Origin of the sequence: Neisseria sp. (assembly GCF_030530745.1) — a bacterium.
Lineage (GTDB): Bacteria > Pseudomonadota > Gammaproteobacteria > Burkholderiales > Neisseriaceae > Neisseria.
In genome coordinates this window covers 1-18346 of sequence record NZ_JAUMUI010000017.1, presented here as the reverse complement: position 1 = coordinate 18346, position 18346 = coordinate 1, and the positions used below count along the sequence as shown (strand labels likewise).

Sequence of the window (18346 nt, the reverse complement as noted above, 5' to 3'; positions counted from 1 at the left end):
TATTTACTATTTAGACTGTTGATTCACTCGGCGTAACAACCGGCTCATCGCCAAAACAACTTCCTCAGGAAGGCTTGCCACACGCTCGCGGAGCAGGCGCAAGAATTGTTCCAAACGGGACCAATCTTCTGCGCGCTCGTAAAGGTCAAACAGCATGACATACAGCTGGGATTCTTGCGGATATTGCAATACTGCCTGCTCTAAAGTGCCGATGGCCTGATCCAATTGGCCGTACATCAGCAAAGATTCCACTTCTTTGATTGCCTCTTCGGCCGGCGAGGAATTTGCGCTGATAAGCGAATCGTCTTTTTGCACCAAATCACGGTACTTGGATTTCAGTTGCAGGGAAGTTGGTTGTAAATAACCTCTTGCCAGTCCGATTTCACGAACTTTCTGTTCAGACGGCCCCTTTTCCAAATCGTCGAATACTTCGTGGTATCCCAGGCTGTAACCCCAGCCCAGCATACGCTCTTTTACCTGACGACCGTATTGTCCTAATGTGTAATACAATTTCCACAAGTGTTTTGCAAACTGATTGACTTCTTCGTTTTGATAATCGAGCTTCAACGCGTCGATAATCAGACTTGCGGGTTTAGCCGATTTTTGAATGGCTTTATTATATTGACGTAAAGCAGTTTCGTAATCCACTTTGCCTCTTAAAATCTTAGCGCTCTTTTCCGGCTTAACGAAGCCGATAACCGCGCCCATTTCTTCTTCTGTTACACCGTCCAAGTCAGCGTTGCGGCCGATGACAATCGGCGCCCGGGCGTCAGTACCCGCCTCGCCTGCACGAACCATGCCGGAGGTATTGACTGTCAGGGCGGGCTCGGATGCCGCCGATTGGATTTCATCCAAACCGGTTTTTTCACCAATCTGGCGCGAAACCTCCTGCATACTCCAGCCCAAACGGCGTTCTGCCATAACACGTAATTGGAGGTGCGTGGAATTGGCAACCAAGCCCGCTTTTACATACTCAGCCACACTTTCTTCAGGCAGGACATTGCCGTGACGCTCCAAGGTGTCTGCCAATAAATCAATATCGCCGGTACGCAGGCTTAATCCGGCCAGTTCGTGCACGAGTTTTTCCGGCGCCCCGTCTGACAATCCGTTCAGATAACCCGCCAAAGAAGCGGCTGCTTTACTTTCGTAACCAAATTGTTTGTAAACTTGGTATTCCGTCAGCGGATCGACTTCTTGAGCAGACACTGCCGCAGTCGATGCTTCGGTTTGGCCTATGCTGTCCCACCCCCAGTCGTTGTTTGCAGTTTCCGATACCGACTGGGAAACCTGGCTCATCCAATCCCCGCCGTCTGAAGCGCGCTCCCCGCTTTCCGCACGGCGGACGGATTCAGACGGCCTACCTGTTTTTTGCTTTTTTGCATTGCCCGTGCTTTGTCTGTATCGAACAAACAATAAAACGAACAAAGTCGAAAGCATTACTATGATTAAAAGTGAATAATCCAAGAATATCTCCCGATACGTGTTGCAGCCCGAACAGATTAACTCAAAACGGATTTCAAATTAAAAACGGGCATACATAAAGTAATACTGTCCCCTTAAGTGCATTATGATAACATGATTTAACCGATTATTACATCAAATCGTATCAATACGTCATTAATGTGGGGATTAATGCAACTCAAACCAAGCTATCGATTCTATATGCGCTGTTTGGGCAAACATATTTATCACACCTGCCGCTTTGAAGCGGTAGCCCTTATCGGTCAATACAGCGGCATCTCTGGCCAACGTAGACGGATTGCAAGATACATAAACTATCCTCTTCGGTAAATAGGGTGCATGTAAAGCCTGCACGACGGCATAAGCCCCGTTTCGGGGCGGATCGAGCAACATTTTATCGAAATACCCCCATTGCGCCACTGCCTCAGGGGTGGTTTCAAACAGATCGGCCTGCCGGAATTCTGCATGGACACAACCGTTCAATACCGCATTTTCACGGGCGCGGCACACCAAATGCGCCGCGCCTTCCAAACCAACAACTGCCGCACCGCTTTTTGCAATGGGCAGGGCAAAGTTGCCGAGCCCGCAAAACAAATCTGCCACACGCTCGTTGGGCCGAACATCAAGCAGTCTTAAGGCGCGCCCCACCATCAGTGCGTTCATTTCGGCGTTGATTTGGGTGAAATCTCCGGGGCGGAAAGGTATTTCCACATCAAATTCAGGCAGGCGGTAGGCCAATTGCGGCGCACTTTCAGGGTAAAGCGGATAAGCGGCTTTGTTGCTGTGCTGTATCCATATCTGCCATTTTCTACCGCTTTGGTTGAGGCCGTCTGAAAACCGTTCAAGCAGTTCGCGGGCAGCTTTATCCGGCGCTTCCTGCATACAGACATTCAAAACCGTCAGCCGTTCCCCGACAGCACATTCTATATAGTTAACCCGCTCGTTTATCTTAACAAAATCTCTTATAAGCCGGTTCAGGCCGGGCAATATGCCGGAAACATGACCAGGCAACACGGGGCAGCTCTCTACCGCCACCACATCATGACTTTGCTTTGCCTGAAAACCCACGCCGATACGCCCCTGTTTATCTGCGGCCACGCTGAAGCGTACCCTGTGCCGGTATGCCCATGCGCTGCCGTAAACCGGCGGCAGGATTTGCTCGGGAAATACTTTGCCTATCCGTAACAGTTGCTCTTCTAATATTCTCTGTTTAAAGGCGATTTGCGCACCGTGCGAAGCGTGTTGCAATACGCAGCCGCCACATGTATTAAAATAACAACACTTGGGCACAACCCGTTCTTCAGACGGCCTGATGATGTCTGCTGCCTCCGCTTCGTCAAACTGTTTTTTGCTGCGGGTAATGCGGAATGCCGCCCGCTCGGTCGGCAGGGCGCCTTTAATAAAAACCGTTTTGCCGTTTACGCGGGCAACTCCCCTGCCCTCGTAATCTATCGAAAACACGTCGGCCGTATTATTTAATTCAACTGCCTGTTTCATTTTCTGCACCGTAAAATACAGGCCGGAATGCCGTTTTCGGCGCGCCCTTATCCAAAAACGGTGTATTTTCTCACAAAAATCTGCGGATTACGGTATGATTCATGCAAGTTTTACCCCTTTAATCATAACAACACAGCTATTTAACGATGAAAAAAATCAGTTTCGGCCTCATTGCCGCGTCTTTTTGTACCGCCGCAGCGGCCAACACACCGGTACCCGACCACCGGCCTGTGTCGGCAGGACAACACGTTGTCATCAACATCCCTCAGCAGCGCCTGTTTCTTTATACCGACGGCAAACTAACCAAAGTTTATCCCGTCGCAGTGGGCAAGGCGGCTACGCAAACGAATTTGGGCGAGCACAAAATCGGTGCGAAAGCATTTAACCCCACATGGCATATTCCCAAAAGCATCCAAAAAGAACGTAACGACGGTGTGAAAACCGTTCCGCCCGGCCCGAACAATCCGTTGGGTCCTGTGTTTGTGCGTATGGGCGATCCCAAGCTCGGTTTGGGCATTCACGGCACCAACGCCCCGGCCAGCGTACCCGGGGTGCGCAGCCACGGCTGCGTGCGCATGAAATCGCCCGATGCACTGGAATTCGCCAAGACCATTACCAGCGGCTCGCCTGCTTCGGTTATCTATCAGATGGCCGCGCTGAACACCGATGCCAACAATAATCTCTGGCTGGCCGCCTACCGCGACCCCTATAACCAGAAAAACCTCAACACCGAAGCATTGCGTAAAAGCATCAACGCTTGGGCGAAAGCACACGGCAAAACCGTCAACCCCAAACGGGTGGACGCAATTTTGAAAAACCGCACCGGCCAAATCAATTGTTTGACCTGTGCCAAAGGTGTGAAAGTGAAAGGTCCGCTTCAATCGCTGGCTTGGAACAGCGGTTCGGCAGTCCACACCAAACCGAAAGTGGCGCCGCCGCCTGCACCGGTTAAAGACGAAGTGCTGCCGGCCGGCACCGAAATCGAAGTGGATGCGGGAGCCGACAAACCCGTTACGCCGGCCGCTCCCGCGGCACCGGCTGCCGCTCCTCAACCGAAAGCGCCCTACCAACCCGCCCGTCCTACCCCCGACCAATATCGGGAACATAAAGAACCGACTGATATGCTGTTTTAACTTCAAACCGCAGCATAATCCTGCATCGGAAGGCCGTCTGAAAATACAGTTTTCAGACGGCCTTGTTTATTCAAGGTTTCCTGTAACGGATAAACTTACTCTGCTACAACGTTACTGCAATTTGCCGCACTGTTTATACCGCCTGTTGTCCGGTATCGGAGTAAGTTTATCCGTTATAGAAGGCTTTTTGTGTCCCATCTGTTTTTGTTAGAATGCAGGCGGCTGCCTCAGGCTGCAGCCGTATCCTGAACCTTCTACCGTTTCAGACGATCCCGTGTATGCCATAGGTTCAGGGCCGTCTGAAACTGTTTGCCATGTATAAAATCATTCCCATTGTCCATATTCTGTCCAAGCTCGGCGTATTGTTTTCGATATTGCTGCTGGTGCCCACTTTTGTGTCGTATCTGTTTCTAGATGCCGCTTTAAACGCATTTGGCTCTACTGCAATGGTAACCATTATTGCCTCATGCACGATTTGGCTGCTGACGCTACGGCATAACCGCGAATTGCGCGTACGCGACGGCTTTACCTTGGTATTTATGCTATGGGTGGGTTTTGCGCTGGTGGCCGCCATGCCGTTTTATCTTTATTTTCCGCGCATGAGTTATACTGACGCACTGTTTGAAGCCATGTCGGGCTTAACCACCACCGGTGCCAGCGTTATCCTGAGCCTGGATACACTTGCCCCTTCCATCAATTTTTGGCGGCATATGCTCAACTGGCTGGGCGGCATGGGGATCATCGTGCTGGCTGTAGCCATTCTACCCATGCTCGGTGTGGGTGGAACCCAATTGTTCAAGGCTGAAATTCCCGGCATCGACAAAGACAGTAAAATGGCACCGCGCATTTCGCAGGTGGCCAAAAAGCTCTGGCTCACCTATACCTGCGGCACCTGCATCATACTCTTTGCCCTACGCCTGGCCGGCATGAATTGGTTTGACGCACTCTGTCATGCCATGTCGACAATGTCGTTGGGCGGGTTTTCTACCCATAACGACAGCATCGCATATTTCAATTCACCCGCCGTCGAATTGATTGTGATGGGGGGGACAATATTCGGTGCCGTCAATTTTGTTACCCATTTTTCGGCATTCAGCACACGCTCGCCCCGCCGCTATTGGCGTGATGAAGAATTCCGCATCATTATCGGGGTACTCTTTACCAGCATTGCAGCCGTAAGCCTCTACCTTTGGCACAGACAGTATTATGCCTCTTTCGAAGAATCTCTGCGCTACACGGCATTCAACTTTATTTCGATAGGCCTCTCCAGCGGATTTTCAAACACCGACTTCGGAGCATGGCCCCTGATCACCACATTATGGATGTTTTTCCTTGCCAATATACTGCCCAGCTCGGGATCAATGGGCGGCGGCATTAAAAACGTGCGCGCCATTATTCTGGCCAAATTCAGCCTGCGCGAAATGCTGCTGCTGCTGCACCCCAACGCTGTGCGCAACGTTAAGGTAAACGGCCGCACCATTCCAGAACGCACCGCACTCACGGTTATGGCTTTTGTGTTTGTATATTTTATGACAGTGGTACTGTTTACCTTTTTTATGATGATTGCCGGCATGGATTTTATTTCTGCCTTTGGCGCCGTTATCGCCTGTATCACCAATTCGGGGCCGGGTTTGGGTTCGGTCGGCCCGGCATATAACTATTCGGCCTTAACCGATATCCAAAAATGGCTGTGCACAGCAGTAATGCTTCTTGGGCGCTTGGAAATCTTCACTGTTTTGATTCTGTTTACCCCGCCTTATTGGAAAAAATAAAACCAGAAACCGTCGGGTTATTTGACCTATGGCGGATTAATTACTTCGATACAAGGCAGCAAGCCGCCTTATCCTTTTTTAAATTTAAGCCACTATAATCTGCCATTAAAACTGCCGGCTTGGAACAACACTGCACACTTTCCGGCATACTGGCTTTATCACGATAAAAAAACAGGGCGGTCTCTTCCGCCCCGTTTGACATCCGCATCCAGAATCAATACCGCCCCGGTACTACACCCATACGCTGTTTCAGCGAAGTTTGCGGTTCATTGAACAGGCTGGCGTAATAGGTGGCATTGGTCATAACCTTCTTCACATAATCGCGGGTTTCGCTGAATGGGATGGTTTCAGCATAAATTGCACCTTCAAGCGCGTTGGCCGCCTGCCAGTTGCGTGCACGGCCGGGGCCTGCGTTATAGCCTGCCGTGGCCATTACTTCGTTGTTCTGCAGACGGCGTTTGGCATCGGCCATATACCACGTACCCATACGGATATTGCCGTCCATAGTATAAAGTTCACTGCTGCTCATACCGATTTTCGAAGCGATTTCACGGGCGGTAGCCGGCATCACCTGCATCAACCCCTGTGCCCCCACACTGGATTGCGCACCCAGCATAAAACGGCTTTCCTGACGAATCAGACCGTAAACCCAAGCAGGGTCTACACCGGCCTGATTGGCATAACGGATAGTGATTTCTTTAAACGGCGAGATATAGCGCAGGTTGTAGTTGAGTTTGTGGTCGGTGCGTTCGGCACTGTTGATGGCCATTTCGTAGAACTGGTTGTCGAAAGCCAGCTGGGCTGCGGTTAACAGCATATCTTCATCGGCACCGCGGGTCGCATAACGCCATTCGGCCTGAGATTGGCGGCGCATTTTCCAATCGCCGCTGTTCTGACTGGCTTTAAAAAGGGTCAGGGCGCGGTCAATGGCACCGTCTTTGGCCAGATGCTTCACATCGCTTTTTGAAACCTCGCCCACATTGTTGCGGGTGTTCACGCGCTGTCCCAGTTCTTCGCCCGCCATCACGGCATAAAAATTGCGGCCGCTGGAAGCTGCCTTTTTATATAAAGGCTCGGCACGGCTGCGGTTGCCCTGTGCGGCATAACTGCGCCCCAGCCAATACTGCCATGCCGGATCATTTTGCAGCTTGGCCGGCATGGCTTCGATAATATCCGCCAATTCGTTCCAACGTTGCAGGCGCAGTGCGGCTCGTGCATACCATTCGAACTGCTCGTTGCTCAACTGGCTGCGATCGGCCCGGCTGAAATAATTCAAGGCGGTTGCCATATTTTGGCTCCAAGCCTGCATGTGGCCCAGCACCCCCCATGCAAACCCTGCCTGCTCGCGTGAAAGGCTGCCCTGCATGGCTTGCAAACGGGCCGCTGACGCGGTGTTGCGTTTGGCATTGTTCCCGATAACGCTGATCAGGCTGTACTCCTGCGCACCTTGGCCTCCTCCGTCAAACGGGCTGCCGAGTGCGGCGGCAAGATTGCGGGCATCGGTAATCTGATTGTTGCTGATTAAGCCGCGCACCCTCCTCCATGCATCTTTTTGATTCAGACGGCCCGAAGCGGCGGCAGCTTCCACCAGGCGTGTACAGCCTTGGGGCAGGCGGCCGGTTTCTCTAACCAGCTCGGCAGCCAGCGCAGTATGGCTGCCGCTGCCCAATTCTGCGTAGCACCGCACCTCCTGCGCACGGCCTGCCTGATCAAGTTTGGCGTATTGTTGGTTGAACAGCGCCCATTGGCTGCGTTTGCCCAAACTTTTGAGCCACTCGTTGCGCACGTCTTCCGCCATGGCACTTTCGGCGGCCTGCTCTAGAAATTGGGCAGGCAGGGTGTCGTTATCCTGCTTGGCGGCAGCCAGCGCACTTTGGTAGAGACTGTAATCAGCCAGCACTTTAGCGGGGGTTTCGGCCGCACGCACGGAGGGGCGCGGTTTTTCAGCAGTTTTTTTAACCGGCTCCACAGGTTGCTCGTGCGAAGAACAGGCAGCCAGAGCAGCGGCGGCAAGCGCGGTGGCCGCAAACGTGAGTGTGCGTTGTAAAGTCATGGTCGGGTCTCTCGATTGGTATTTTTCCGGAAGTTTTGATTTTAAACGATTCGGATGCGGGTTTGAAATTTTGCGGTGATATTTTGCACCGCATACCCGTATACGGCTGCAAAACCGCAAAGGCCGTCTGAATCAATATATTTTCAGACGGCCTTTGTGCAAATCAAGGCTGCATTAGAAACGGTGGTGCAGGCCGAGTTGCGCTGCGGTCTGCTCCACTTTGCCGGAAGTGTCGGCAGTCAGGCGGGTTTTTCCGCCGACACGCATATGGGCGACTTGGCCGCGTACAGCGGTGCGTTTGCTGAACCGGTAGTCGCTGCCTACGATTATTTGATCAAATTTGTCGACCAGCACATCACCGCTGTTTACGCCTTTTGCCGCCCAACCGTGGGCATAGCTGATTTTCGGACGCCAGTTGCCTGCTTTATAACCTGCGGTAACGGCGGCATCCACTACTTTTACAGATTCCGACTTGGCCGATCCCGAGGTAATGCTGCTGCCGTTGTAGGTATTGAAGTCATTGGTGAACCGTGCCAGGTAACGGTTGCCTGTTTCGAAGCCTTTGGCGTATTGCACGCCCGCGCCGAGAAACAGTTTGCTTCCGTCATATGCGGTTTCCAAGCGGCCGATGTGTGCGTCTTTGGTTTTGCCGCCGTTATCCGAATAATTGTTTTTCCGCAGGTTATAGCCCAGTTTTACGAAATATTTGTCGGCTTCGTAGTTCAAGCCCGTATCCAGCTGCGCACGGGTCGGCTCTTCGTGCAGGCCTTTATCGTCGGGGTTTTGGTTGTCCCGGGGCGCATACTGCACATTGGCACTGAAACCGGCAAACGACGGAGTGTCGTAACGTGCCGATACTTTGCGGCTGCCGGTACGGGTGAAGATACCCAAGCCCAAAGCATTGTTGCCGTAAATCCAACTGTCGATGGTATCCATCTCGTTGAGCTGGTTGTTCATGTTACCGGCACGGATTTTACCGAACCTGCCTTCCAAACCGATGAACGAATCACGCGAACCCCAGCGGCCATTGTTGTCGCCTACGGTAGAAATACGCTGCTCTACCTGCCAAATGGCTTTCATGTCGCCGCCCAAACGCTCGCTGCCCTTGAAACCCAAACGCGAAGTGTTGTCGTTGATTTTGGTTTCGGTATGGCTTTTTTCGGTTCCTGCAGCACCTTTAATCTGGGTTTGGGCAACCGATACGGTTGTCCTGATTTGGCCGTAAAGCGACACTTCGGCGGCCGCCGGAAAAGAAACGCCCATTACGGCAACGGCAACAATGCTTTTTTTCATAATAATCCCTTTCTTTATATTTTCAAAATAATCAACCTGATACAGTCTGATTGCCGGATATTGTAAAGCATTTTCATTTTTTCACAAGGCAAATGTAAACCTTGTCCGTATATTACGGCATTTTGCCAAAACCAAAAAAACAACATATTTATCTGCCATTTGATTTGGAATGATTAAACGCAGGTTTGAGTTTGTCGCCTTCAGCCAACGCATTCGACACAACTTCGCGGCTCTGCCGCTGGCGGCGGTAGGTCAGACAGTTTTCCACATAATCCAAATGGTTGTGGGCAGCCTGTGCGGCAGCAGCGGCATCCTGCTTTTCAATGGCTGAAAAAATTGCTTCGTGCTGCGCCATCAGTTGCGAATGCACATCGGGCACGCCGAACATATTGCCCAGGTTGCGTTTGGTCTGGCCGGTGAGCAGGCGCAACAGGCCGTCTGAAAGGCGGGTGAACAAAATATTGTGTGCGGCTTCGGCCACGGCCTGGTGAAAAGCCACATCAGCGGCTGACTGCAAATCAAGATTGTTTTGCGCATACGCTTCGCCCAATTTGCCCAGCCAGTTTTTCATGCGTGCCAAATCAGCCACGGTGCGCCGTTGTGCCGCCAATGCGGCCAACATGCCTTCAATGCCGCGGCGGAAATCCAACACTTCATTCTCCATGCCCTCACGGGTGTCGAGCAGGTTCTCCCAGCCGTAATGAAATCCCGCACCGGCATGATCCGAAACATAATGCCCGTCGCCCTGACGCGCATACAGCAACCCGCGGGCGGCCAGAATATGCAGTGCGGCACGCACCGACTGGCGGGACACGCCGAATTCCTCGGCCAAACGGCGCTCGGGCGGCAGCCTGCCCCCTATCTGATACACGTTCTGCAGAATCCTTTCCTCCAAAACGGCGGCAATCTGCATACCGATGGCGGGTGTTTTAATGTTGGCGGCCTGGTTTGTCATGTCCGTACCTCATCTGTTTGCTCCTTCCCGTTTGCACAGATGCGGCACCGGGGTTTGGAACATAATATTTGTTATTCGGCTTCCTTCGGGCATGAGATTGTAACGCAAACTTCCGGTATGAATGCCGCTGCGCCATATACGCCCAATCCGCCCGTTTCCGGCCGTTTTGTCTGTTTGCAGCCTTTTTCAGCATCAAACAAACCGCTCCGAAGCGGCAGCATTGCACATTGGCGCATTTATTTTTGAATGCGGCACTTGACCGACTACACGGCATTACGTAAAGTAATGTTAGTTTAACCGAATTGGTATGACCACTAAACCAATCATGCATCACACAGACCATACCCCCGTTTACGGCAGCAAACCTGCCGACGTTTATTTTTTCGGTACCTGCCTCTTGGATATTTTCATGCCCGAAGCAGGTATGGACGCGATTACCCTGATAGAGCAGCAAGGCATACGCGTACATTTTCCGATGGAGCAAAGCTGCTGCGGCCAGCCTGCCTTTTCTTCAGGGCATCCGAAAGATGCGTTTGAAGTAGCTAAAACACAACTGGATCTGTTTCCCAACCCGTGGCCGGTGGTTGTTCCTTCCGGTTCTTGCGGCGGCATGATGAAACATCATTGGCCCCGGCTGTTCAAAGGCAGCGTTTACGAGCGCCTGGCCGGCGACATAGCCTCCCGCGTAGTGGAATTCACTCATTTTCTGCTTGCCATCGGCTACGAACCGCAAGACCAAGGCGGGCATACCAAAGTGGCAGTGCACACTTCCTGCTCTGCGCGCCGTGAAATGGGCGTACACCTTTCGGGCTGGGCACTGGTCGACAAACTGGCCAACGTAGAGCGCGTGGTGCACGACCACGAAAGCGAATGCTGCGGCTTCGGCGGCACATTTTCGATGAAGCACCCCGACATTTCCGGCGCGATGGTCAGCGACAAAGTAGCCGCCCTGAAAGAAAGCCGGGCGGCCGAAATCATCAGCGCAGACGGTGGCTGCATGCTCAATATCGGCGGCAAAATCGCCAAAGACGAACCCGGTATGCCCAAACCCAAACACATCGCCACATTCCTGCTGGAGCGCACGGGAGGCAAAGCATGAGCGCACGCGAAAATATTCTGGCCAAGCTGCGCCGTGCGGCCGCCGCGCCGATGAAAGATCCTGAAACTGCGGCTTATTATCAGGAAATGACGCCGCAGTGGGAAAACGAAGCAGGCCGTCTGAAACATTGGGCGAAAGCCATGCGGGCGGTGAAAACCGAAATCCATTGGGTACGCGCCGACAACTGGGCGCAGATGCTGGTGAAGGTGGCGCAGGAAAAAGGCCTGCGCAACATTCTGCTGCCCCTGCAAACCGAACACGGCCGCGCGGCAGCCGCCGCGGCAGGAGCCGCCGGCATCGAAGTGAAGGCTTTTGAGCGGCCGATCGAAGACTGGAAAGACGAGTTTTTCGCCGGCATCGACGCAGGTTTCACCGATGTGCGCTGCGGCATCGCCCACACCGGCACGCTGGTGTTGTGGCCGTCTGAAAGCCAGCCGCGCAGCCAGAGCCTGGTGCCGCCCGTGCATATCTGCCTGTTTGATACGGCCAAAATGTATAACGATTTCTACAGCGCCATGCAGGGCGAAAACATGGCCGCCGGCATGCCCGCCAACATGGTGCTGGTGTCCGGCCCGTCGAAAACCGCCGATATCCAGCTCACGCTGGCCTACGGCGCGCACGGCCCGCGCGATATGGTGGTACTGGCCGTGCTGCCCGAGCATATAGCCGAAGCGGATTTGTCCGACTAATCAGGCTTTCCCCACCAACCACACGATATTTTCAGACGGCCCCAGCCACTCGGGCAGGCCGTCTGAAACAGACAAAAGAACACTATGAATACGCAAACGATTCATTTCCACCCCAAGCCGGAAACCTTCAAGCAAAATACTGCCGGCGCGCTGGCCGACGCCCCGCTGCGCAAAAGCCTGCGCACCGCGATGGATATGCTGATGACCCGCCGCAAAGGCGTGTTGTCCGACGAGCACGAATTGCAAGCCCTGCGCACCCTGTGCGAACACATCCGCCAGCGCTCGCTCGCCCGCCTGCCCGAACTGTTGGAAGAATTGGAAGCCAACCTGACCCGCTTGGGCGTGAAAGTGCATTGGGCGGAAACCCCCGACGAAGCCTGCCGCATTATCCACGGCATCATGGCCGAAAAAAACGGCCGCCTGATGGTTAAAGGCAAATCGATGGTGAGCGAAGAAATCGAGCTGAACCACTACCTTGAAGAAAAAGGTATCAGCGCAATCGAAAGCGATTTGGGCGAATATATCGTGCAGATGGCCGGCGAAAAGCCCACCCACATCGTGATGCCCGCGATTCACAAAACCAAAGAGCAGGTGAGCGGTCTCTTTCACAACCACCTGAACACCGCGCCCACCGACGATGTGGACGAACTCACCGGCATCGCCCGCCGCGCCCTGCGCGATATTTACCGCACCGCCGACGTCGGCCTCTCCGGCGTGAACTTTGCCGTGGCCGAAACCGGCACGCTGTGTTTGGTGGAAAACGAAGGCAACGGCCGTTTGACCACCACCGTGCCGCCCGTGCACATCGCCATCACCGGCATCGAAAAAGTGGTGGCGAAATTGTCGGATATTCCTCCGCTCTACAGTCTGCTGCCGCGCAGTGCCATCGGCCAGCCGGTTACCACCTATTTCAACATGATTACCGGCCCGCGCAGAAGCGCCGAACTCGACGGCCCGCAGGAAATGCACCTAGTGCTGCTCGACAACGGCAGAAGCCAGGCCTATGCCGACGAGCAGATGCGCCAAACCCTGCAATGTATCCGCTGCGGCGCGTGCATGAACCACTGCCCGGTTTACACCCGCATCGGCGGCGCGGCCTACGGAACCACCTATCCCGGCCCCATCGGCGAAATCATTTCGCCGCACCTGATGGGTTTGGAAAACACTAAAGACCTGCCTACCGCTTCTTCGCTGTGCGGTGCGTGCGCCGAAGTGTGCCCTGTGAGGATTCCGATTCCGGAACTGCTGATACGCCTGCGCGAAGAGGCACAGCGCCCGCCCAATGAGAAAGTGGCAAACCCTGTTCGCGGACAAGGCGCGTCGCACAGTTTCGGAGAGCAGTTTGCATGGCGCACCTTCAACGGTATTTTCGGCGGAAAAAAAGCCTACCGCGCTTTCGGCTGGGCGGCCGCCAGATTCCGTATGCTGACCCCTTCCCGGCAGATGGGCTGGACGCAAAACCATATTCCCTTGAAACCTGCGGCAAAAACCCTACACCAAATGATTGCCGAGCGGCAGCAAACCCGTTCGGGCTGAAAACCCGGAATGTCCTGCCGCCGCGTCCGGTATCTTTCAAAAACCGTTTTTCCGGCTGCCGGTAGAAATTTTCAGACGGCCTGTCAAAGCTGCTGCCCGCCAATCTGATTTGGAAGGCCGTCTGAAAACAAGAAGTTCGGCAAAGCCGAGCATCTGCAAACCTGAAAACAAACGGCGTACAACCGCCTGTTTAAACACACTCATCAACGTGAGGAGCTTTAAAAATGAGTCTGCTTAATCCTTTGTTGGCACTCTTGCCGATTCTGACAGTATTCCTGCTGTTGGTGGTTATGCGCCTGCCCGCAAAAACCGCCATGCTGGCGGCGTATCTGGTTACGGCGGCACTGGCGCTGTTTGTATGGAACGCGGCTTTCAACACAGTAGCCGCCGCCACCGTTAACGGAGTAATCGTGGCATTAACCGTGCTCTATATCGTGTTCGGCGCGATTCTGATGCTGAACACGCTGAAAGAGAGCGGTGCGCTGAAATCCATCCGCCAAGGCTTTATGGATATTTCGCCCGACCGCCGCGTTCAGGTGATTATCGCTGCCTGGCTGTTCGGCTCGCTGGTTGAAGGTTCGTCGGGTTTCGGCACGCCTTCGGCCGTGGTGGCACCGCTGCTGCTGGCTTTGGGTTTCCCCGCCATGGCGGCGGTGATGTCTGTACTGGTTATCCAGTCGACACCGGTATCGTTCGGTGCGGTGGGTACGCCTCTGCTTTTAGGCGTCAACTCCGGCATCAGCAACAAGGCCGACGTGGCAGCAGCCATCGAACCGGCCACAGTCGAACAATACCTGCTGCAGATTACCGGCAACGTCGGCCTGCTGCACACATTGGTCGGCTTTCTGATCCCGCTGATCCTGTGCGGCATGCTCACCCGCTTCTTCGGTGAAAAACGCTCGTTTTCAGAAGGGTTGAAAGCATGGAAGTTCGCCTTGTTTGCCGGTGTTGCCTTTACCGTCCCGTATTTCTTGGTCGCCCGTTTCATGGGACCCGAATTCCCTTCGCTGGTAGGGGGCTTTATCGGTCTGCTGGTGGTGGTGCCTGCCGCTAAAAAAGGCCTGTTTGTGCCGAAAGAAGTGTTCGACTTTCCCGGCCGCAACAGCTGGGATCCGCATTGGACCGGCTCGCTCGAAACCGATCACAGCGACGACAGCAAACCGACTTTTTCAGTATTCCGCGCTTTCGCACCCTATATGATTGTGATTGTGCTGCTGGTGCTGACCCGTGTGATTGCACCGTTGAAAGCCTTCCTCACCGGCGACATGACCACTATCAAACTGGCCAACCTGTTCGGCACTAAAATTACCAGCAGCGTACAGTTCGGCTATTCGCCCGGCACCATTCTGATTCTGGTGGCCATTGCGTGTATTTTCATTTTCAAAATGGACATCAAAAACTTCAAACGCGGCTGGGGCGATGCCGGCAGAACCCTGATTTCAGCCGCACCTGCAATGTTTTTTGCCGTGCCCATGGTACAGGTTTTCATCAATTCGCAGTCTGCCGATATGGAAATGGCAGGCGCACTGCCTTCCATGCCGATGGTGCTGGCGCAAAGTGCCGCTGCCGGATTCGCAGACTTCTGGCCGAACATCTCGCCGTGGATTGGCGCACTGGGTGCGTTTATTGCGGGATCAAACACCATCAGCAATATGATGTTTTCCTACTTCCAGTTTTCAACCGCCCAGCAAATCGGCCTGAATGCGGATTTGTCTTCGATTGTGGTGGCTGCGCAAGCCATCGGGGGCGCGGCAGGCAATATGATTGCCGTGCATAACGTGGTGGCCGCCGCCGCCGTGGTGGGGCTGCTCAACCGAGAGGGCGAGGTAATACGCAAAACACTGATTCCGATGACTTACTACGTAATTCAAGCCGGCTTTATCGCCCAAGCGCTGATTACCGGCAGCATCGGCTGGTGGATTGTTGCCGTTGCCTGCCCGCTGGTTTTCTTTGCGGTTATGTCGGCGGCCAAAGGCAAAGCCTGACGGCCGGATAACGGATAACCCCCAAACCGAACACGGTTTGGGGGTTTTGTTTGCCCTGAAGATTGGGAGGGCCCGGTTTCAGACGGCCTGAGACCTTTGCAAAAATACGCTTTCACCCTGAATTTATTTATGTTTCGTCATACCCGGGCTTGCCTCGGGTATCTGTTATTTCTTTTGAAACAAAAGATGCCCGGGTCAGGCCCGGGCATGACGCAGAGGTTTTTAAGATGCTGAAAGGAATTTTGCAAAGGTCCGGTCTGGCCGTCTGAAAACTCCGGTACGGCCTACCCTTACAATACCGCCACCGGATAAGCACCGATCACTTTCACAAACGAAGCACGCGTTTCCAGCGCGGCAAGTGCCGCCTGCACTTCAGCGTCGTCTTTGTGGCCCTCGATATCGATAAAAAACAGATAATCCCACAAACCCGAACGGCTGGGACGGCTTTCGAACTTAGTCATAGAAATACCCGACTCGGCAAACGGTTGGATCAGGGCGCTGACGGCACCGGCCTTATTGGGCGTGGAAACCACCAGCGAAGTTTTATCCCGCCCCGTGGGTGTGGTGGCTTGGTGGCCCAACACCAAAAAACGGGTGGTGTTGTTGGGCTCGTCTTCGATACTGTCGGCCACTTTGGTTAAACGGTAAAGTTCGGCGGCGGTTTGGCCGGCGATGGCGGCCACCGGTTCGTCGCCGGATTCGGCGGCCAAACGTGCTGCTTCGGCGTTGCTCGATACGGAAATACGCACGGCTCCGGGCAGGTTGCGCCCCAGCCAGTCGTGGCATTGGGCAAGCGCTTGGGCGTGGGCGTAAACTTTGGCGGTGCCCTGCGTGCTGCTGCTGTTTTTGCGCAGCAGGTGGTGGTGTATGCGCAATACCACCTCACCGCAGGCTTGCAGCGGGGTAACGGAAAGCAGGTCGAGCGCGCGGCCGACGCTGCCTTCGGTGGAGTTTTCCACCGGCGTAACCACATAATCGGCTTGGCGCGCTTCAACCAGGCGGAAGCATTCGTCTATGGTGGCGCAGGCCTGCGTGCGGGCAGCATGGCCGAAATGTTTGACGGCGGCCTGCTGGGTAAATGTGCCGGCAGGACCGAGATAGGTGATGGTGAGCGGGCGCTCCACCGCCAGACATTCGCTCATAATTTCGCGAAACAGCCGCGCCACGGCTTCGTCGGGCAGCGGGCCGGCGTTTAAATCCTGTATGCGGCGCAACACGGCGGCTTCGCGTTCGGGGCGGTAAACCGTACCGGTGCCTTTCAGTTCGCCGATGGCGCGGGCGTGCCCCGCCCGCTCGTTCAAGAGGCGCAGAATGGTAGCGTCGATCTCATCAATGGCGTCGCGGTGCGGTAAGAGTTTGTCGTCGGCAGGCATAATGTCTCCGTTGCGGCTTAAGAATATTTAAGGAAGCTGATTTTAACATTAATATGCAAAGGCAAAGGCCGTCTGAAAACATTTCCCGTTTCAGACGGCCTTATGTTTTATTTCATTTCGCTGCCTTTGTTTTGCGTCCAGGCTTCACGCGAACACAACCACAGCAGGGAGATACCGGCCCCCGTCGATAACAGCATCATGCCCGGCATCACCGCCGCCGTGCCGTTGTGCAGCCATGTGGTGAGCATACCCGCCAGCGCACCGATAACCGACTGGCAAACGCCCAATACGGCATTGGCGCTGCCACCCTCTTCCCGGAAATACGACATAAAGCAGGCTTGCGTATTGGCGGTAATCAAACCTTGGGTGCCTACCGACAGCATCACACAAAACACCAGCCACCACATCGGCGGCAACCCTGACAGCAACACCGAAACAAGCATCAGCGAATTGGCGGCAAGCTGGATGGCAATCCCCCATTTGAGGATATCTTGCGCGTGTGTGCCGCACTTCAGCCGCCATGCGGTGATGCGGTTGAACACGCCCATAGTGATGATGTTCATGCCGAACACCCAGGCATAAGCGTGAGCCGAAATGCCGTAAAGCTCCATATACACAAACGGCGATTCGGTTAAAAACGCAAACATCGAAGAGAAACTAAATGCCTGAAAAAACAGATAACCCAGCGCAGGCCTTGTGGCAAGAACCCGTTTGTAACGCCCCGCCGCCACAATGAAAACACGGCCGTTTATCGGATCGGTTTTCACGGGTTTGGCAAGAAAGCGGTAGAGCAGCCCCCACACAACGGCAGCATAAATTCCTAAAAACACAAACACCGCCCGCCAGCCGCCCATACCCGTCAGCAGCGCGCCCGTCATCGGCGCCAGCAGCGGCGCGGCCATCATAATAATGCCGATCAAGGCAAACATTTGTGCGGCCTTACGCCCTTCGTAATTGTCGCGCACAATGGCGCCCACCACCACCACCGTCATACCCGCGCCGAATGCCTGTATCAGCCGCAGCAGCAGCAGTTGGCCTGCCGTCTGAATAACGGCCAACCCCGCCACGGCGGCAATATATACCAGCAGCCCGCTCAGTGCGATGACGCGGCGGCCTTTGATGTCGGAAAGCGAGCCGCCTACAACCTGTCCCGCCGCCACACCAAACAAAAAAATACTCAAACTCTGCTCGATGCGGTGGATATCCGCCCCCAGGCTTTGCGCCATTTCGGGAATTGCAGGCAGGTAGGCATCGATTGAAAACGGCATCAGCGCCACCAGCATAGCCAACAGAAAGGCCGTTTTCCTATCGGCAGAAACAGTTCGGAAGTGGTTCATAAATTTTTCCTTAAAGCGGCTTTTCCCTGCCCGGTCAGGCAAAAACCGCTTGTGCAAAGCTTTGTATTATAATCTTCTAAAACTTTAAAAAAAGCCGTAACAGGAACCTTACCGATGAAAAACATCAAAATCTTTTTATGGACGTTTCTTTTGGGAACCAGCG

General features: G+C 54.1%; 13 protein-coding genes. 6 read left to right on the top strand and 7 right to left on the bottom strand.

Translation table 11 applies throughout. From position 1 onward, the window contains the following. Positions 1–6: 6 nt before the first annotated feature. A complete protein-coding gene (locus Q3970_RS07435) occupies positions 7–1437 on the bottom strand; it encodes a lipopolysaccharide assembly protein LapB (protein ID WP_303099970.1) in 1431 nt (476 codons plus the stop codon). A 192-nt stretch (positions 1438–1629) separates the two neighbouring features. Beyond that, positions 1630–2958 (bottom strand): 23S rRNA (uracil(1939)-C(5))-methyltransferase RlmD, encoded by a 1329-nt coding sequence (gene rlmD / locus Q3970_RS07430; protein ID WP_303099950.1) that lies wholly within the window; start codon positions 2956–2958, stop codon positions 1630–1632. A gap of 146 nt (positions 2959–3104) precedes the next feature. Here rlmD and Q3970_RS07425 point away from each other — a divergent pair, with 146 nt between their 5' ends. After that, entirely contained in the window at positions 3105–4091 is a 987-nt protein-coding gene (locus Q3970_RS07425; protein ID WP_303099949.1) for a L,D-transpeptidase, read from the top strand. A 314-nt stretch (positions 4092–4405) separates the two neighbouring features. Next, a complete protein-coding gene (locus tag Q3970_RS07420) occupies positions 4406–5863 on the top strand; it encodes a TrkH family potassium uptake protein (protein ID WP_303099948.1) in 1458 nt (485 codons plus the stop codon). A 214-nt stretch (positions 5864–6077) separates the two neighbouring features. On the opposite strand, the gene Q3970_RS07415 is transcribed toward Q3970_RS07420, so the two are convergent. From Q3970_RS07415 to Q3970_RS07405, 3 genes are all read right to left on the bottom strand, one after another. After that, positions 6078–7916 carry a lytic transglycosylase domain-containing protein gene (locus tag Q3970_RS07415; protein WP_303099947.1) on the bottom strand — a complete coding sequence of 613 codons (1839 nt, stop codon included), beginning with the start codon at positions 7914–7916 and terminating at the stop codon, positions 6078–6080. Positions 7917–8090: 174 nt separating this feature from the next. After that, complete coding sequence (locus Q3970_RS07410; RefSeq protein ID WP_303099946.1) at positions 8091–9209, bottom strand: porin; 1119 nt, start codon at positions 9207–9209, stop codon at positions 8091–8093. 148 nt (positions 9210–9357) lie between these two features. After that, positions 9358–10164, bottom strand: coding sequence for a FadR/GntR family transcriptional regulator (locus tag Q3970_RS07405; protein WP_303099945.1), 807 nt, complete (start codon positions 10162–10164; stop codon positions 9358–9360). A 325-nt stretch (positions 10165–10489) separates the two neighbouring features. On the opposite strand from Q3970_RS07405, the gene Q3970_RS07400 reads away from it, so the two are divergent. The 4 genes from Q3970_RS07400 to Q3970_RS07385 all read left to right on the top strand — a co-directional run bounded on the left by Q3970_RS07400 (position 10490) and on the right by Q3970_RS07385 (position 15473). Then, positions 10490–11263, top strand: coding sequence for a (Fe-S)-binding protein (locus tag Q3970_RS07400; protein WP_303099969.1), 774 nt, complete (start codon positions 10490–10492; stop codon positions 11261–11263). Continuing rightward, a complete protein-coding gene (locus tag Q3970_RS07395; protein WP_303099944.1) occupies positions 11260–11952 on the top strand; it encodes a lactate utilization protein C in 693 nt (230 codons plus the stop codon). Before Q3970_RS07400 ends, Q3970_RS07395 begins: the two co-directional genes overlap by 4 nt. Positions 11953–12036: 84 nt before the next feature. Then, the gene (locus Q3970_RS07390) at positions 12037–13488 is read left to right on the top strand and encodes a LutB/LldF family L-lactate oxidation iron-sulfur protein (RefSeq protein ID WP_303099943.1); all 1452 of its coding nucleotides are present in this window, start codon (positions 12037–12039) and stop codon (positions 13486–13488) included. 224 nt (positions 13489–13712) lie between these two features. Further along, on the top strand, positions 13713–15473 hold the full coding sequence (locus Q3970_RS07385; RefSeq protein WP_303099942.1) for an L-lactate permease: 1761 nt from the start codon (positions 13713–13715) through the stop codon (positions 15471–15473). A 290-nt stretch (positions 15474–15763) separates the two neighbouring features. Here Q3970_RS07385 and pheA read toward each other — a convergent pair whose 3' ends face one another. Then, a complete protein-coding gene (pheA, locus tag Q3970_RS07380; RefSeq protein WP_303099941.1) occupies positions 15764–16846 on the bottom strand; it encodes a prephenate dehydratase in 1083 nt (360 codons plus the stop codon). Positions 16847–16953: 107 nt separating this feature from the next. Next, positions 16954–18183 (bottom strand): multidrug effflux MFS transporter, encoded by a 1230-nt coding sequence (locus Q3970_RS07375; protein ID WP_303099940.1) that lies wholly within the window; start codon positions 18181–18183, stop codon positions 16954–16956. Positions 18184–18346: the final 163 nt, after the last annotated feature.

Coding starts and splice junctions, on each gene's coding strand:
- rlmD (WP_303099950.1), bottom strand. CDS start 2,958: ATGAAACAGGCAGTTGAATTAAATAATACGGCCGACGTGTTTTCGATA.
- pheA (WP_303099941.1), bottom strand. CDS start 16,846: ATGCCTGCCGACGACAAACTCTTACCGCACCGCGACGCCATTGATGAG.
- Q3970_RS07400 (WP_303099969.1), top strand. CDS start 10,490: ATGCATCACACAGACCATACCCCCGTTTACGGCAGCAAACCTGCCGAC.
- Q3970_RS07395 (WP_303099944.1), top strand. CDS start 11,260: ATGAGCGCACGCGAAAATATTCTGGCCAAGCTGCGCCGTGCGGCCGCC.
- Q3970_RS07435 (WP_303099970.1), bottom strand. CDS start 1,437: ATGCTTTCGACTTTGTTCGTTTTATTGTTTGTTCGATACAGACAAAGC.
- Q3970_RS07410 (WP_303099946.1), bottom strand. CDS start 9,209: ATGAAAAAAAGCATTGTTGCCGTTGCCGTAATGGGCGTTTCTTTTCCG.
- Q3970_RS07420 (WP_303099948.1), top strand. CDS start 4,406: ATGTATAAAATCATTCCCATTGTCCATATTCTGTCCAAGCTCGGCGTA.
- Q3970_RS07415 (WP_303099947.1), bottom strand. CDS start 7,916: ATGACTTTACAACGCACACTCACGTTTGCGGCCACCGCGCTTGCCGCC.
- Q3970_RS07425 (WP_303099949.1), top strand. CDS start 3,105: ATGAAAAAAATCAGTTTCGGCCTCATTGCCGCGTCTTTTTGTACCGCC.
- Q3970_RS07390 (WP_303099943.1), top strand. CDS start 12,037: ATGAATACGCAAACGATTCATTTCCACCCCAAGCCGGAAACCTTCAAG.
- Q3970_RS07375 (WP_303099940.1), bottom strand. CDS start 18,183: ATGAACCACTTCCGAACTGTTTCTGCCGATAGGAAAACGGCCTTTCTG.
- Q3970_RS07385 (WP_303099942.1), top strand. CDS start 13,713: ATGAGTCTGCTTAATCCTTTGTTGGCACTCTTGCCGATTCTGACAGTA.
- Q3970_RS07405 (WP_303099945.1), bottom strand. CDS start 10,164: ATGACAAACCAGGCCGCCAACATTAAAACACCCGCCATCGGTATGCAG.